This window comes from Pusillibacter faecalis (genome assembly GCF_018408705.1).
Taxonomy (GTDB): Bacteria; Bacillota; Clostridia; order Oscillospirales; family Oscillospiraceae; genus Oscillibacter; species Oscillibacter faecalis.
On sequence record NZ_AP023420.1, the window covers coordinates 2298845 to 2313793 of the forward strand.

At 50.2% G+C, this 14949-nt stretch carries 16 protein-coding genes; 12 read left to right on the forward strand and 4 right to left on the reverse strand.

The features are described 5' to 3' along the window. Positions 1 to 56: 56 nt before the first annotated feature. The 4 genes from KJS55_RS11400 (at position 57) to KJS55_RS11415 (ending at position 3792) form a co-directional block, all read left to right on the forward strand. Positions 57 to 860 carry a DNA methyltransferase family protein gene (locus tag KJS55_RS11400; protein WP_055180003.1) on the forward strand — a complete coding sequence of 268 codons (804 nt, stop codon included), beginning with the start codon at positions 57 to 59 and terminating at the stop codon, positions 858 to 860. Continuing rightward, the gene (locus tag KJS55_RS11405) at positions 850 to 1329 is read left to right on the forward strand and encodes a DUF7768 domain-containing protein (protein ID WP_055180005.1); all 480 of its coding nucleotides are present in this window, start codon (positions 850 to 852) and stop codon (positions 1327 to 1329) included. The genes KJS55_RS11400 and KJS55_RS11405 overlap by 11 nt, the downstream gene beginning before the upstream one ends. 13 nt (positions 1330 to 1342) lie before the next feature. Beyond that, complete coding sequence (locus KJS55_RS11410; protein WP_055180007.1) at positions 1343 to 2146, forward strand: hypothetical protein; 804 nt, start codon at positions 1343 to 1345, stop codon at positions 2144 to 2146. Between the two features lie 581 nt (positions 2147 to 2727). Further along, positions 2728 to 3792: an HD domain-containing protein gene (locus KJS55_RS11415; protein ID WP_213543354.1), complete on the forward strand. Its 1065-nt coding sequence runs from the start codon at positions 2728 to 2730 to the stop codon at positions 3790 to 3792. Between the two features lie 85 nt (positions 3793 to 3877). Here the strand turns inward: KJS55_RS11415 and KJS55_RS11420 are convergent, their stop codons facing one another. From KJS55_RS11420 to KJS55_RS11435, 4 genes are all read right to left on the reverse strand, one after another. After that, the gene (locus KJS55_RS11420; RefSeq protein WP_081032408.1) at positions 3878 to 5920 is read right to left on the reverse strand and encodes an ATP-dependent DNA helicase; all 2043 of its coding nucleotides are present in this window, start codon (positions 5918 to 5920) and stop codon (positions 3878 to 3880) included. 947 nt (positions 5921 to 6867) lie between these two features. Continuing rightward, positions 6868 to 7704 (reverse strand): hypothetical protein, encoded by an 837-nt coding sequence (locus tag KJS55_RS11425; RefSeq protein ID WP_145996908.1) that lies wholly within the window; start codon positions 7702 to 7704, stop codon positions 6868 to 6870. Between the two features lie 43 nt (positions 7705 to 7747). Further along, the gene (locus KJS55_RS11430) at positions 7748 to 8191 is read right to left on the reverse strand and encodes a hypothetical protein (RefSeq protein ID WP_148336137.1); all 444 of its coding nucleotides are present in this window, start codon (positions 8189 to 8191) and stop codon (positions 7748 to 7750) included. 94 nt (positions 8192 to 8285) lie between these two features. Further along, positions 8286 to 8936, reverse strand: a complete 651-nt coding sequence (locus tag KJS55_RS11435) for a hypothetical protein (protein ID WP_055180017.1) — start codon at positions 8934 to 8936, stop codon at positions 8286 to 8288. 509 nt (positions 8937 to 9445) lie between these two features. Here KJS55_RS11435 and KJS55_RS11440 point away from each other — a divergent pair. From KJS55_RS11440 to KJS55_RS11475, 8 genes are all read left to right on the forward strand, one after another. After that, complete coding sequence (locus tag KJS55_RS11440; RefSeq protein WP_055180019.1) at positions 9446 to 9673, forward strand: hypothetical protein; 228 nt, start codon at positions 9446 to 9448, stop codon at positions 9671 to 9673. Between the two features lie 159 nt (positions 9674 to 9832). Next, entirely contained in the window at positions 9833 to 10624 is a 792-nt protein-coding gene (locus KJS55_RS11445; RefSeq protein WP_055180021.1) for a YkgJ family cysteine cluster protein, read from the forward strand. A gap of 96 nt (positions 10625 to 10720) precedes the next feature. Next, the gene (locus KJS55_RS11450) at positions 10721 to 11479 is read left to right on the forward strand and encodes a hypothetical protein (protein WP_213543355.1); all 759 of its coding nucleotides are present in this window, start codon (positions 10721 to 10723) and stop codon (positions 11477 to 11479) included. A gap of 285 nt (positions 11480 to 11764) precedes the next feature. Then, a complete protein-coding gene (locus KJS55_RS17385) occupies positions 11765 to 11926 on the forward strand; it encodes a hypothetical protein (protein ID WP_228300522.1) in 162 nt (53 codons plus the stop codon). 149 nt (positions 11927 to 12075) lie between these two features. Further along, positions 12076 to 12543, forward strand: coding sequence for a hypothetical protein (locus tag KJS55_RS11460; protein WP_148336139.1), 468 nt, complete (start codon positions 12076 to 12078; stop codon positions 12541 to 12543). Between the two features lie 14 nt (positions 12544 to 12557). Beyond that, positions 12558 to 13010, forward strand: a complete 453-nt coding sequence (locus tag KJS55_RS11465; protein ID WP_055180026.1) for a hypothetical protein — start codon at positions 12558 to 12560, stop codon at positions 13008 to 13010. 5 nt (positions 13011 to 13015) lie between these two features. Continuing rightward, entirely contained in the window at positions 13016 to 13858 is an 843-nt protein-coding gene (locus KJS55_RS11470; RefSeq protein ID WP_050624411.1) for an XF1762 family protein, read from the forward strand. Between the two features lie 222 nt (positions 13859 to 14080). Then, positions 14081 to 14641: a single-stranded DNA-binding protein gene (locus KJS55_RS11475; protein WP_055180028.1), complete on the forward strand. Its 561-nt coding sequence runs from the start codon at positions 14081 to 14083 to the stop codon at positions 14639 to 14641. Positions 14642 to 14949: the final 308 nt, after the last annotated feature.

A 14949-nucleotide genomic window follows, 5' to 3' on the forward strand; every position in this document is an offset into this window, starting at 1 on the left:
GGGCTGGGCGTGTGATAGTGCATCCCAGTCCCGAGCCTTTTATTAGGGAGGAGTCCATGAATCATAACAAAGAATTTACCAGTCTACTCGCGCAGACTGCTGAAATCACCCGCGGCAGGATCCACAGGCGTGAGGTCTATCGGGATTTTATCGACTACTGCGCATTAAACATTTCTGTTCAGACTGACCACGTACATCAGGAACGGAAGACATCCTTGGACAAACTGCTGAAGCGGTATAAGGAAGAAGAACGGACCGCGTTTGCACACACATTTCGGGAACTCGCTCACACTGTTGTAAGGAATGTGGAAGGTGGCATCTATGAGGATCTGCTGGGCTCGACTTACTGTGAGTTCGGCGCAGACAATCGCGCACTAAAGCAGGATTTCACTCCGCAGGATGTGGCAAGGCTGCTGGCGAAAATCACAACCATCGGCAACCATTATGAACTGCCCTCTGAGGGGTTCTTTACACTAAATGACCCTAACAGCGGTAGTGGGATATTGTTGCTTGCAGCGGTGGAAGAAGCAATAAGAAATGGGCTCAATCCATCCGAGCAGCTTGTCATTCAGGCATCTGATTGTGACATTGCCTGTGCGCAAATGACCTACATCCACCTTTCGCTCTATGGGATTCCCGCTGTTGTTGTCCAAGGGGATTGCATCTCCATGAAAGAATATAGCCGCTGGTACACGCCAGTCTATCTCTGGAGAAAATGGGTATGGCGTGCTCCAATGTCCTTTGGCACCAGAAGGAACCCAAGTGATGAACAACTCAAAATGTTGACGGAGCCGATGTATGCGCAATGCCGGAAACTGGATCAGTTTTTCAGGAAGGAGGTGAGCCAGCGTGGAGCATGAACTTGTTTTTTGGCTGGAAGTTTCCTTTCAGAACGGGCCACCGCGCATCGAGGCTGTCCAGGCCCGGGATAAACTTGACGCGCATAGGGCGGTTGCTCAAAAGTATGGGGCGCAGTATGCAGGATCTGGCATCCTGGGGAATACACCGCAGAGCAAATTGATCTATATCGCATCACCCTATGCCGGGGACATCGCGGGGAACACACAGTTTGCTATTCAGTGCTGCCAATTTGCCATCCAACGGGGTTATACGCCAGTCGCCTCCCATCTCATCTACCCGCAGATACTTGACGATACGATCCCAGAGCAGCGGGAACTGGGTCTCACATTAGGATATCACCTTTTGGCGGCCTGCAGCGAGATGTGGGTCTGCGGAGAGCGTATCAGCGACGGCATGGCAAAAGAAATCCACCATGCGGAGAGGCTGGGAATTAACATCCGGTATATCCGAAAAATTGAGGAAAGTTGAGGGGGAATAGGAAATGAGCGAGCGATTTGCAGAACAACATGGGGCCCAAGGCGGACGCACCACCGGAGTGAATCGCTGTGCGTCTTCCGGCACAGAGCGCCAAGGTCAACTGGCTACGATCCGGGAGGTCCTGGAACTGCTCCGGAACGGCGGCGCAGACTTCACGGATCTGGAACCAATTCGGACACGGTATCGACAGCAGTTTGGCGATGAACGGTGTCAGGTCTGTCCTGTCTGCCATAATGGCTATCTGGGCGTTGTGTTCCTGCCCGTACAAGAGGGCACACTCTGTCTGCCGTATGACGCTGTTACCAGCGATATGATGGAGCAGTTTGTGCTGGATGAAGCGCATCTGCTGGACTGTGAGGAGTGCGGCCAACTCTTACAAGAACTGAACACCCAGTATGCTTCCCTCTCTACAGAACTAGAGACAATTCATGCAAAATTAAAGGGGGACACCTCGGGCAGGAAGGAAAAGAGTCATCTGGAGTCTGTTTTGGAAGAAGTAAATAAATATGTGTTTGAGGCAGGCCACTGTGTCTCCGTTCAGAGGCCAATCAACGACATAAGCAGAGAACTGGTGCAGGCGATGGCAGAGGCGTATGAGACGCCAGTTTATCTTGGGACCTATGAGAGCGACCAACTGACTCCCTACACAGGCCAGCAGATCTGCAATTTCCAATACAACTTCTGCGTGCCTGTAGACAGCAAGGAGTTAAAATGCCGGCTCCGCTTCGGGATTCATAGCGCAATGGAATTCGAGGGTTTCTATCAGCTGCTGATATCCCTGGGCGGCCATATCTTATTTTGGCGGTAGAACAAATTGGGCGGTCCACCGAACATTCGGTGGGCCGCCTATCAGCGTACCGCAAAAGAGGTGTCCGTATAACTGAGAAGCACCGGAACATGGTTTGCGGTATTGTCGGTGACGGTTGGAAACCAACACCGGATAGTACGAAAGGGCGGTGCAGAGAACCGGTGAGCAAAGCTGCTTTAATACGAACCGCTGTCATGTTCGACGCAGAGGCATTTCTTTAGACTGAAAAAAGGAGAGATACTGTGCAAAAATTAACGATCCTAAAAAAGGTACGAGGTGTTATGACTCGGTTCGAACCTTTGACAGAGGAATTCATTTCAGCACAGTCTGAGGATGGATTAACCTACTCAGAATTATCTGCTGTGCTTTCCTCCTATGGACTGGATATCAGGAAGGTGGTCCATGACCCAACAAGACAAATATTCAACACCTATTACGCAGACTACGATCAAGGCAAATATGCAGCTATTTTTCTGCAGCGTCAATACATCCAAGATACTGGGCAGGCAGAGTTACGCGCCTTGACCAAGTATGGTGGGATCTGCCCTGAACTAGCAGCTGGAGAATGGAAGAGTTTTTATTTGAAATGCGTACCGATGGTCATGCTGATTTATGACTTTCAGCGGAGATACCGCGATATTCCTCGGGAGCAGGTGTTTTCCATCTGGCATGATATTTATAAGCGAATTGACTATGCGAATGATATGTGGCCGCCGGAGGTGTTGGAATATGTGTTTCAATACGCACCGCCCACTCCGCTGCCTCGGCCTGATGCAGACGGCCGTATCACAATCTACCGCGGCATGGGCACACAGTCTCTGCCGCCCGAGCGGGCGATCTCTTGGAGCAGTCACCCGGGAAATGCACTCTGGTTTGCCAATCGTTCTGGGCAGGGGACCCGCATTGCAGTAGCCCATGTCAAATCAGAACAGATTATCGCCTATTTTCCTGGGTATTCAATGGAAAATGAGGTGGTTGTTCTGCCGGGTACCATATCGGACTATGGGTATGAGGATATGATCCCTGCCGCAAAAGAGACTGTCCCTCAAATTCTGGCCCCAACACTGGCGGAGTTTCAGTATTATGGAAAGCAGGCACGGTTGCTGGGCTACCAAGAGGAGGCATTATTCCAAGTTCATGGCCTGAAGCATATCCTGCGGGTGCTGCTGCTCTCGCTTATTTACATTCACAATGCAGGGGATCCTTTGAGCGAGGCGGACCGGCAAATCCTGATTTATTTCAGCCTACTCCATGACATCGGACGGACAACGGATGACCGGGATGATAGCCATGGGGAACAGTCTGTTGCTCTGATCCGTAAAAAGGGAATCCGCTTGCGTGGAATTCGGTTAAGTCGAAAAGAATACCGAATCGCGGAACTGGTGATCACCCACCACTGCCACGATGACATCACTGGTGTTGCGGCGATTATGTCTGAGCCTGGACTCTCACGTAAGGAGAAAGAGCGGGTGATTCACCTATACTACATCTGCAAGGATATGGATGGTTTGGATCGTGTTCGGTTCAATGGTTTGGACTATCGTATGCTGCGCACAGCGTATGCCAAGCGGCTGCCGCTGGTCGCTGGCTGTCTGCTGGAAGAAGATATTCTGGCGGCGTTGGATATGGAGATACCAGAGTCGTAAATAGGAATAGCGCGGGGGTCCGAACAGGTCCCCCGCGCTATTTTTGCGTTCATTTGGTGCAAATACAAATGATTGCAAACCGGCCTCAATCGCATACCGTATGATAAAAGGCTTCGATCTCTTGGAGATCAGTGGTGCGGCGATGGATAGGCAGCGAGTTCCAAGTAATATCGTGGTATCGCTCCGGCTGGGTGTCCCTGAGACGGCTGTCGATGATGGACACGATCCCGGTGTCGCTGAAATTACGGATCAGTCTGCCGATTCCCTGCTTGAGTTTAATAATCATTTCTGGAACCCGGACATCCATCATGGCGTCCTTGGCAATGGAGGCCTTATACTCAATAATAGGATCGGGTACCGGGAATGGCAGGCGGAAGATGACAAGATTGGATAGACTCTTGCCCTCAATGCTGATTCCCTCCCAATAGGCCCCAGTCCCCAGAAGGACAGAATTAACATCATTTCGGAACGCCTGCAGAACACGTTCTTGGGAGGCACCGTTTTGCTGAATGAGAATTTTGTATGGAAGATTTCTGCTTTGAAGCGCTGCATAGACTTCTTCCATATCCGTCTTGGCGGTAAACAGCACCAGAGCCTTCCCCTGAGATATATTAAGGACCTGAATAAGCCGCTCAACACCCTTCTCAATGAACGCCTCATGATCCCGCGTTGGGTGGGGCAGATCATCGCAGAAATAGATCATGGCATGCTCATCATAGGGGTAAGGAGAAGGATGGGGCTCAGACAAGATACCAGTTCGGCCCACAGGAAATCCGGTGTTGTGCAGGAAGTAGGCGTATTGATTTTCTAATGGCCCGCCTACTGCTGAAGTCAGTGTGGCAGAGGTCAGGATGACTCGGATTTTACTGCTGAAATAGAGTTTTTTCAGAATGTCTTTGGTGTTTTTGGGGCAGAAAGACAAATCCGCGGTCTGGCCTCGGCGTTCCAGCCACAATAACTGCCTGTCAAAATCTGACGCCAGTTCTTTGAATGACTGTGTAGCGGCGTCCAACTCGTCGGCGCCAGATGAACTGTCACCTCTGCGATAATCCCTGCTGCCAAAGACCTGGACGGAACTGGACAATTTTTGCAGTTGCCTGGAAACTGCTCGGATTAAGTCAACTGCACCATCCTCATCGCGGAAAAAGAAACGGTCGGCATATTTCATGTCACGGGCCGGCTGCGTAATCTGCATACGCATCTGCGAGTTCAAGTTGCTATAAAGGGCACGAACGGAACAGACCACATCATCCGCGTCCTCAAGGATAAATTCCCGCTCCTCGCCTCGAACTGATTTTACTGCGGAATTGATTGCGTGGATCAACTGGCGCTCCCCAAACCGCTCTGTGGTTGCGCTTCGCACCTTATCCTCCAGATTGTGGGCCTCGTCAACCACCACAAACTGAACCAGATCGCTTAGCAGGCCACCTTGGTCACGGCTCCGCTTGAATAGGTGCGCCGTCAACAAATCCTGATTGCACAGGATAATACCGTTTGTAAATTTCAGTTCGTCACGGAGTCTGGCATATTGACACTGCGATGAGAACGGGCAACCAAGACAGGCACGGCGGCTGTATCGTACAATATTGATTTTCTCCCAGACATTGGCTGGGATCGGGGGAGAGAAAGCGCGACGGTCTTGGCAGCCCTCAACAATCTTCTGTTTCAGCCGAGCAAACTGCTGGCCTTCCGGGGAAGCAAAATAATCGTTGGCCCGCAGTTGACAGACATAGTGTGTTTGGCCTTTGGCCAAAAGCACATCGGGTGTGACATTGAGCATAGGACTAAGCCTCTTTATGTCATCCATCAACTGTTCCTGCAGTGCGATTGTAGATGTGGCAATGATAACTGGGAGGCCTGTTTTCTTATTATATAGAAGCAAAGGAACCAGGTACGCGAATGACTTCCCAATCCCTACACCAGCTTCAACTGCGAAGTGGTAATTTCCGCGGACGGCGTCCAAAATTGCAAACGCCATATCCTGCTGGCCTTCCCGGGCTTCCAGTCCATATTTATCTGGAGCCTCATCCCAGAAAAAAGCTGACACGAATTCACTGATTTCGTAGATAATAGAGTCCCATTTCTGCTTTTGATTCTCATTTGTACGGAAGATAGAAAGATAACTCACAGGCAGGTTTCCTCTCTGCGCCCAATTGACATGAAACTATTATAGCACAATTTGAAAAGAATGAAAGTGGCGATTCTCTTTAGGCGTTGCAGACAGAGACGGGCATCCTTGGCAAAATTCGCCATCCAATGATGTAAATATGCTTGCTGCATGGCGACATAAAAAGAGCGGGGGCCGACTGGCACCCCGCTTAGCAATTTAGGCCGATGCAATGTAAATGCAGAATTCTGGTCACAATACCCGTATCACAAATTTTATTGGGACCCGTCGTGAGTGTTTTGGGGCTTGTTGAATCGCGTACATCTACAGTGACCGTATGGGTCACTGGTCCTAAGCCAGTAACTATCGACTTGGACAATGCGGCCGCAATTCCGACACAAGCACTTCCACCGGACATCGTGGCTTCGAATGTGCGGATTTGTCACACGCCCGATGACAAGGAGATACCCAAATTCCTGACCAGTCAGGTCATACTTGACTGGAGACTGAGAGCAACCGCAGGACTTTGTTTTCCCATTGCGAAGGCTGGAAGATAAAACAGAAACCGTATTACCACACTTACATTGGCAAATCCATTTTATGCGGCTGCCGGGTGCCGTTTCATCCCTGCGTAGCACTTTCAGGCGTCCAAAAGTTTGACCTGTCAGATCAATCAGGGAGGGGGAGCGCTGGTGTTTGAGACAGCCACATGACCTTGTGCCGTTAGGCCGCATGAGGCGGGTGGATGATACAGTTGTCAAATTACCACACTCACATTGGCACAGCCACGTTGGGCGTCCGGCCTTCTGATCTTCTACTCTTTTGATAACTGTCAATTTCCCGAATGTTTGGCCGGTAAGATCCTTGAATTTTCCCATGGTTCTACCTCTTTGTTCGTAGAATGGAATGTGGATATAGATGAGAGGCGCAGACTTGATTCGGTATCTATGCCACAGAGATCTGGCGGGTCATAGAGATTCTGCATGATTATCACCCTGGTTATAACTGCCGTAATAGACAGTGTCTTCCTCTGTGGAGCAATAGACGCCGATGCACAATTCCTGCCCCAGTTCTTTTTCAGGATTGTGTTCAACGAAGCAGACTCGCTCGTTTTCACCATCTGCTTGCACGAGGTCAATGTTGATGCAAGGGTATTCGTCCTCAGAGCATATTTTGACCTGGAGTACAGTGCCATTTGGCATGATAAGAGTGTCTGCGGGGGTCTTGGCTGTTTCCGCTACCGGCTCAAACGCAACCGGGATAAAACTGGCGGCAGAACAAAGGAAAAATTGGTTTTCCAACTGTACTACGTCGCCCACGGACAGACTGCGGCTGGTCATCGGATTTGGGCGGTCATCTCGGTTATAGAGACAATAGAACTGCTCTAAGATATAGGATGTGCGCAATTGAGGCTCCTTGGGTAGCATACCGCGGATCTCAATCTCTCCGCTGAACACAGGCATATAATACTGTGACGGGACAGGACCGGAGAAGGGCTGCTCACAGTCATACATCTTTATAAGTAGCCCGTGCTCGTGCAGAGAAGCAAACGGTGCCTGGAAAAGCGCGATTTGAACATGCTCCACTGATTCAGAAATGTCACCAGTCTGGCCCGCGCTATATGGAAATTCAGGCGTAGAACAACCAGTTTCCTGCCGCTCAGCCAAGCAACTGCGACAGATATCGCCACCGATAAAATCACTGGATGCCTGATAATGACCAGATCCCTCAGGATGCTCCCAGGTTAGCATAGCACCACAGATTTTGCAAAATACAATGTTTGGGCCTTTTGTGATGTTTTCCATTATAAATCAAACCTCCAATTTTGATTGTGCGCATGTATTTTCGTCAGTTATCGGTGTTTTTGCAAGCATATTCGTTTTTTCGCGCACGGGCCGTATCCCAATAAGGCAGATATTTCACACCGCTCAGCGTCAAATAGAAGCAGTTGCTGGTAAGACCATCGTCGATCTCTACAATTTCCCCTATTTTGACCATGACCCCCAAAAGTTCAGATGCACCTTTTCGCTTCGCCATGGAAAAGAATGCTGAAGGAGTCAAGTTTACTGTCCCAGATAACCGCACGGCGTACTGGTACCCGTCGGGAGGCGATTTGCGTTTGAGTAGGGTGTGCAAGTACCATGTGTTTGCGTCCTTGAAATCATAAACACGAAATTCACATGGCTTTTTTAGTTTTGGACACCAATTTGGCGGGTAGATTTTGGGATCTTTTTTCTTAAACATACGGTATTTCTTTCCGGCTGTGCAATACTGCTGACCAAACTGCAGCACGATATACCCTTCCTGACGGGGTTCGCCCTTGAGATAAGTCAACCGATGCGGGCACCTTGAACAGTGGAATCTCTGAATCCCTTTTGTACCCATATTAGACACCGCCTTTATTGTCTTTCTGCTTTTCAGAAGGACCGGAGGTGCCATGATTGCATTCCGGCGTTGGAAAAGGAACTCCTACAGCGAGTTTTTTCGTGTCATAGAGGTAGATGGGCTGGATCACCCAGTCCCAATTACCCGCAGAACCAGCATTGAGCCAGGCAGAGGATCGGGAGGCTTCAAACTCGTTGCTGCTGATTTGACCGTTGCCGTTATCAAAGGCGGTCAGCACATCGTCATACTCCAAGCGGCCGTGGGTACATAAGTCCTGCAACATGGACTCAATGGCCTGCCGCTGGGTTGGATAAAGAGACGGCTGTAAGAATTCCCGGTCACTGACACATTGCAACTGATAAAAGATCAGGCAGCACTCGCCGGGGACCCAACCATTCGGCTGACGCATATAGTGTTCCAGTCTGACATGGGGATCTTTGCCGTTCAGGCATGTACCAAAGATGGAGAAACCGAGGCGGTTGGGCAGGAAGGCTTTGTTATTGCTGCTGACCGCGTAGGTGCGGTCGAGTTGTGTATAACTGGGATTTTCGAACGGACCAAAGTCAGAGAACGTGATCAGCCCATCCAGATGATATCGTGGATGATTTGCCTCATGTGCGGAAAAAATCTGCGCCAAGTCGAGATATTTCATGGTACCAGTCCTTTCATTTTTAGATGATCTGAGGCTTTTATAATGAACGGGCCTTGCGGCCCGGAGCAAAGGGAATGCTTCCGAGCCGGAAGCAAATCTATATAAAAAAGTGAGCAGGGATAGGGATATCCCGCTCACTTTGTTGCCAGTGTTGGCAAAAAACAAAAATGCCATCGCCCCCAGGGTGATGGCATGGATGAAACACGGTGTACTTTGCCATATGGCACAGATACTGATATTTATAATATAACGCATTCAAGCACAAAAAGCAATCCTCGCTCGATATGGAGAGGTAATCGGATAAGGCTTGCATTTCATCTTGTGGTCAGGTATAATAATGCCATAAAGTATCCGTTGACTGTATCTACAGTCATCAGTAGTCGTGTTTCAAAGCGCCTAAAGGCAGACTTGCCTTTGGGCGCTTTTTTATATATATGGGCCTTCGGGCCACAAGGAGGGGCGCCGAGGTGCGTCCCTCTTTTCATTTCTTGTGAGGGGGGGTGAATGATTTGGAAACTGAGCCGAACGCAGTGAAAGGCAAAAAGCAGTCAGATAAAACTATCTTTGTCGTGGTCGAAGACGGGCGTGTCCAAGAAGTATACGCCTGTGCATCCTTGACCGGTGTCGAGGTTGAGATTCTGGACAAGGATGATGCCAAGGTATCTGAAGATGCCGCATGGCGCTCCACGCTCCAGCGCATCGCTGAGGTAGCGGAGCAATACACACAAATCTATTGATGAGGGATCAGGGAAAGCCTGCACAGAACAGGAGTTCCTACAGATGTTGGCTGATGCCGGCATCGAAGCCCGAACAGTCGGAGACCATACAGAGCACAATCATTGCGGGAGTATCCGAGTAGCGGATGCTCCCGCAGTCTATTAGTAAGGAGAATGGCTATGGATATCAGAGCATTGTTGAAGCAGGGCAGTTCGCTGGAAGAATTGGAGCAGTCTCTATTGGATTTGGACTCGGAATTTGACTTCAAATGCCGCCATTGCGGCAAGTGTTGTAAAAACCAAGATACCGTTTTGTTTACTGCCCGAGATATCTACAATATCGCAAAGAAACTTGGTAAGACCACAGAGCATGTCATCCAGGAGTGCGGAGAGGTATCGATTGGATATTCGTCCCGGATTCCGCTGGTCCATATGGTGCCAATTGGCCCGCAACGTCGTTGTCCATTGCTACGGGATGATGGACGCTGCAGTGTCCATGACTGCAAGCCTACAGCCTGCGCACTGTTTCCTGTAGGGCGTGTCGCATCCATTGAAGGTGTTTTGGACAAAAACATGGAGGTCACAAAAGATTGCGTCAAGGTTCGCTATGTGCTCAATGACTTTAATTGTGGGTCAGCAAAAAGGCATAACACAATCCGCAGTTGGTTGGCTAGGTTTCAGATACCGGAAGAGGATGATTTTTTCCTTGAATGGACAGTAGTAACCGCAAATCTAAGTGTGATGGTGAATAAAATGGAAAATCTCCATTTTCCATCGAGAACGCTTGAGATGGTGTGGAACATCATCTTTAGCCTTCTCTATGTTAACTATGACACGGGAAAAGAGTTTATGCCCCAGTTTGAATCGGCAGCGGAACAGCTCAACGCACTGTGCAGAAAATTTTGGAGTTTGGAAGCGGAAGAAACTGAGGACAGTTCCATCGACAAACCGAAAATGCCGGATTTATTATAAAATGGAAACGAGTGATCTGATATGGAGAATGACAGCAAAACCATGTCCGCAGATAATTGGGGTCAAATCATTCGAAAAGATGCAAGAGGTTGCTTTGTGGAGATCAAAAATGACTGTTTCCATCTGGAAAAAGTCCATCTGCAATTTGTATCCTATGATACGTCACTGCCGAAAGGTAGCCGATACACCAGTAATATCAATATCTACATTGATGTGCCAGAATTTCTCGCATTGACTCAGGAGGCTGCCTCCGGCACCCTGCATATGCGGATGCAGCAATATAAGCAGGAAAAAAAGCAGGAGCCGCTATATGAACATCTGGGCGCCACCTCGGCAAAACAGCTGGCCAAGTACGGCAAATCTCGGTCAGACGGGAAGAGCCTGTCCCGGGTCGTAAAACTGACGATCTCAAGCAAGTCCGACTACTTTCTCACTGCGGATAGCGGACCAGGGGAGGAGAACAAAACCGGACTGATTGTCCCCAAGTTTGGGGCAAACCCTGAACAGCATGTTTCTGTGATCCTCAGTTGGCGCCAGCTCAACGAACTACTGCTGACCACGGCGGAGCACTACCGCGCCTGGCTCTCTGCCAAATACACTGCGGAGTGGGGGGCAATCCATGGGCCACGGATCAATGAGCGAGAGAAAAAGTCGTCTGGACGGTCAAAAGCACAGGCACCGCCGCAGCCAGCACAAGACTCTGCATCGAGGAAACCACCGGAGCAGCCGGTGCCGCCGGCACAGCCACCTCAGTCGGTACAGCCAGCACGGCAAGTAGGATTTGCGAGTGTATTTGGCAGTATTTATGGCAGTGGAACTGGCAAGTCTGGCGCGGGTGACAGGCGGATGTTTTGATGTTATAATCATAATATCTACTCCTATGTTAAGCGACGGACAGCGATTACGCTGGAAATCAAATTGGAAGAAGGAGTCGGTATTATGAAATTCTGTCCCTATTGCGGCGCTTCCCTTGTAGGAGGCGCCGCCTCTTTTTGCGCCGAGTGCGGTAAACAAATCCCAGTACATGGGGCAAAAAGCACATCCATGCCTCCGCTTCGGAAACATCGCTCTATAGGAGCAGAAAAGCGGCAGGGCTCCCACCCCGCATCGAAGCACCCACCAAAACAGAAAAAGAACCCTATGGATATCAACTATGATGGGTACTATAACGATGTCAAGCCCATTGACGCTGGGCAGCAAAGAGACCGTTTGGATCCGGAGTTGATTAAGAAGGTCATCTTATTGGTGGCAGGGGCGCTTGGAGTCATCCTGCTGGCCATTGCATTTATGGCACTGTTGTAAAAAGGACCCCACTCTTGTGTAATAGGGCAAACGCAAATAAAGATGGGGTGAATAACATGATGTACTTATCCAAGGGATTAGCCGTTCAGAAATCAACCGAAGAATTTCGAGTGTCCCACTGCGGAAAAGTTTTTGCTTTGGGGCCGGAGATGGCGAGACTATGGACAAATGCCCAGCAGGCACCCAAGGAGGTGCCTGCCGGGAAAGAGAACTACATCCGGAGATTGGAGCAGTCCGGCTTGGCCGCCACCACGAAGGAGCGGGGGGATCTGGCACATTACCGGCTCCTGTCCGGCTGTATTATCTGTCCGGAACTCGATTCGGATACCAAACCAGTACAGACGGGTTATGACGGTCGCATTTGGACTTGGATTGAACAGGCAGGACTGCGGCTGACCGCCAGCGAATTGATCCGGCTGGAGGAGCAGGGCACAAAGCCGGTGCCTGCGCTGCTGGGAGAACAGGGCCGCCAGGAACTCACTGAGCAAATCTATTCTTCTAAAGAGTTGATCTGGGATGGAACGCTTGAATCAGAGATGGAATGGTCCCCGGCACGGGACGCCCTTGTGATGTCGTTGCTCCGTCTCCTGCGCATGGGCAGGCTTTTTTTGGTGTAGAGGAGGAAATGGGTGTGAAACAGGATGCTTGTAATATCCCACTTGCACTTCAGCACCAGATGCTGATACAGGCGGCGCTTTCTGTGCTGACACTTGTGTTGGCTGCCCTGGCGATGCTTTTCTTTTCCATAACAGTCTCCGTACCGTTCCTGTTGTGTGCGGTTTTACTGGCATTCAGTGCCTTCCGACTTTATAACATCGGGCGACGCGGGCAGTATCTTGTGCTCGAAGGCACGGTGTTGAAGTTAGAGCGTACGCCGTTGCGTCTGCGGCCTAAGGCGATGTTGATGGAAGTCGAGGGGAAAGCTCTGCTGGTCGTACTTCGCAACCGGCATATCTCAGTGCGAGAGGGAGATGCACTAACTCTTTATATTGCAGATACCGCGCCGCTTTATGAGTGGCGTGGTATCCATCGGCTGCATTCCTATCTGGCCGTTGTGCCAGCGATACGGGGAAAGGTGACGTAACAGGTATGATCTATCATATCTTCAACTACCGCATCCAGGGGAAGTGGTACCGGGATAGCGCCACCTATTCAGAAGCACAGTTTGAGCGGATCATGGAGGCATTGGACTGGAAACTGCCGGTCCATATGCAGATATACCACTATGGGAGTCCTGACCGAAAATACTACGATCTGACGAATGCGATAGTAGTCAAGCGGCCGGTTCTTTCGCTTGATCCAATGGCTTTAGCGGTTTCTCCACAGGAAAAACGTACTTCTGTATATGATAAGCAGCGGGAAATCAGTTGGCCGGTGGTTCACAGGCTGGGGCGTTTTCTGATTTGCCAGCCTGACGATGATTGGCCAAGGTTTTGCTATGCCGATGGAGATCGGTTCAGTCTGATTACCCCGATGGATATTACTCCGGTGTCTATCAAGGAAGCGATGGAATTTGTTCGCCAGAACCATCGCCACTGTTCCGCCCCGCAAGGGCATAAATTCTCCATCGGCCTAGTTGCCGGCGACGGAGCGAGAATTGGCGTTGCCATTGCCAGTATTCCAAAGGCAAGAGCGCTAAACGATGGACGTACATTAGAGTTGAATCGAATATGTTGTGACCCTGTGTACCGCCACGCCGCCAGCAAACTCTGCGCAGCTACCATTCGTGTAGGGAAGGAGATGGGATACCATCGGTTTGTGACCTATACGCTGCCGCAGGAATCAGGAAGCAGTTTGCGGGCAGTCGGGTTTCTGCGGGATGGGCTCACATCGGCCCGGCCATTGGGGTGGAATTGCCGTAACCGCCCGCGGCGAACTCCTGAAAAGTATCCCACAGGCGTGAAGATTCGATGGATTCTGGAAACAGGATAGAGGAACATGCGCGGGAGAATATTGACCTTTACTATTTGCCGTGATATAATCAAGTCAATAGTAACCGTGTTTTCGTTGAGAAATCAAAGTTCCCGTGTTGCACAGTGCCAGATAGCGCGATTGCGCTGTTTGGCACTTTTTTGTTTTCTACCCGTAAAACACGGGTTTGAAATAAAATCGTTTGAATGCAGGGCATGACCTGCGGAAAGGAGAAAAAACACCATGATGAAGATCTTTATTTCAGATGCCGTTGTGTCCAAAGGATATGACGGCGCACCGGCGATCCGCTTCTTCAATAGCGAGAACGGCGGCGAGTTTGCTGTTTTCCAAGTCGGAAACCGCAAATATGATAGCCGTGAGGAGAACAATCACCGGTGGGTCAACCTGAAGATCAAGGCTTTTGGTGAGATCTGTGAACGCATCAAAAAGATGAAACTCAAAGAAGGATCGGTCGTCACAATATTTGGTGACTATGACGAGGAGCGCTGGACAGACAAGGAAAGCAAGGAAAAACGCTCCAGTCCGGTTATCAATTTGGATGACATCCAGTATTCCTACAGTGGAAGCGGCCAGAAAAAAGGGCAGAACGGCGGAGCGCAGGATGGAACCGGACAAGGCACGCAGCAGGACTACCCAACTGGGCAGTCCCAGCCGTCATCCTATCCTGCAACTGGACAGTCTCAACCGCCGGCGGCCCCTCCTGCTTCGTCTGGTGCCATGCCTCAAGGCTTTACGGGCTACGAGAGTTTCAGTGGCGGGAACAATCCCTATTTCCCAGGCTGAGTATGCAACTGGCAGAGCCAATAAAATATAACTATAAGCGTCAAAGAGCGCACATGAAGTCGGAACCATCCACTCCATGTGCGCTCTTTTTTGCATTTTAGGAGGGGTGGGGCTGAATAACCGGTTATTTCGGAAGAAAAGCGCAAAGAGCAAAGCCAAGAAACTGGAGATGGTTCTGCGCCGGCTGACCCGCGGTACAATGACTGTGGAGCAGACACGGCAATTGCAGTCCGTTCTGGGATACAGACGGCAGTATCAGATGCAGGTATGCTCCTCTAAACAGACTTTCAGGAGTGCGGTAGCTCCAT

Bases quoted from the DNA above. Each gene is read 5' to 3' on its own strand.
- KJS55_RS11400 (WP_055180003.1), top strand. From the start codon at position 57: ATGAATCATAACAAAGAATTTACCAGTCTACTCGCGCAGACTGCTGAA.
- KJS55_RS11410 (WP_055180007.1), top strand. From the start codon at position 1,343: ATGAGCGAGCGATTTGCAGAACAACATGGGGCCCAAGGCGGACGCACC.
- KJS55_RS11425 (WP_145996908.1), bottom strand. From the start codon at position 7,704: ATGGAAAACATCACAAAAGGCCCAAACATTGTATTTTGCAAAATCTGT.
- KJS55_RS11435 (WP_055180017.1), bottom strand. From the start codon at position 8,936: ATGAAATATCTCGACTTGGCGCAGATTTTTTCCGCACATGAGGCAAAT.
- KJS55_RS11445 (WP_055180021.1), top strand. From the start codon at position 9,833: ATGGATATCAGAGCATTGTTGAAGCAGGGCAGTTCGCTGGAAGAATTG.
- KJS55_RS17385 (WP_228300522.1), top strand. From the start codon at position 11,765: ATGGATATCAACTATGATGGGTACTATAACGATGTCAAGCCCATTGAC.
- KJS55_RS11460 (WP_148336139.1), top strand. From the start codon at position 12,076: ATGGCGAGACTATGGACAAATGCCCAGCAGGCACCCAAGGAGGTGCCT.
- KJS55_RS11470 (WP_050624411.1), top strand. From the start codon at position 13,016: ATGATCTATCATATCTTCAACTACCGCATCCAGGGGAAGTGGTACCGG.
- KJS55_RS11475 (WP_055180028.1), top strand. From the start codon at position 14,081: ATGATGAAGATCTTTATTTCAGATGCCGTTGTGTCCAAAGGATATGAC.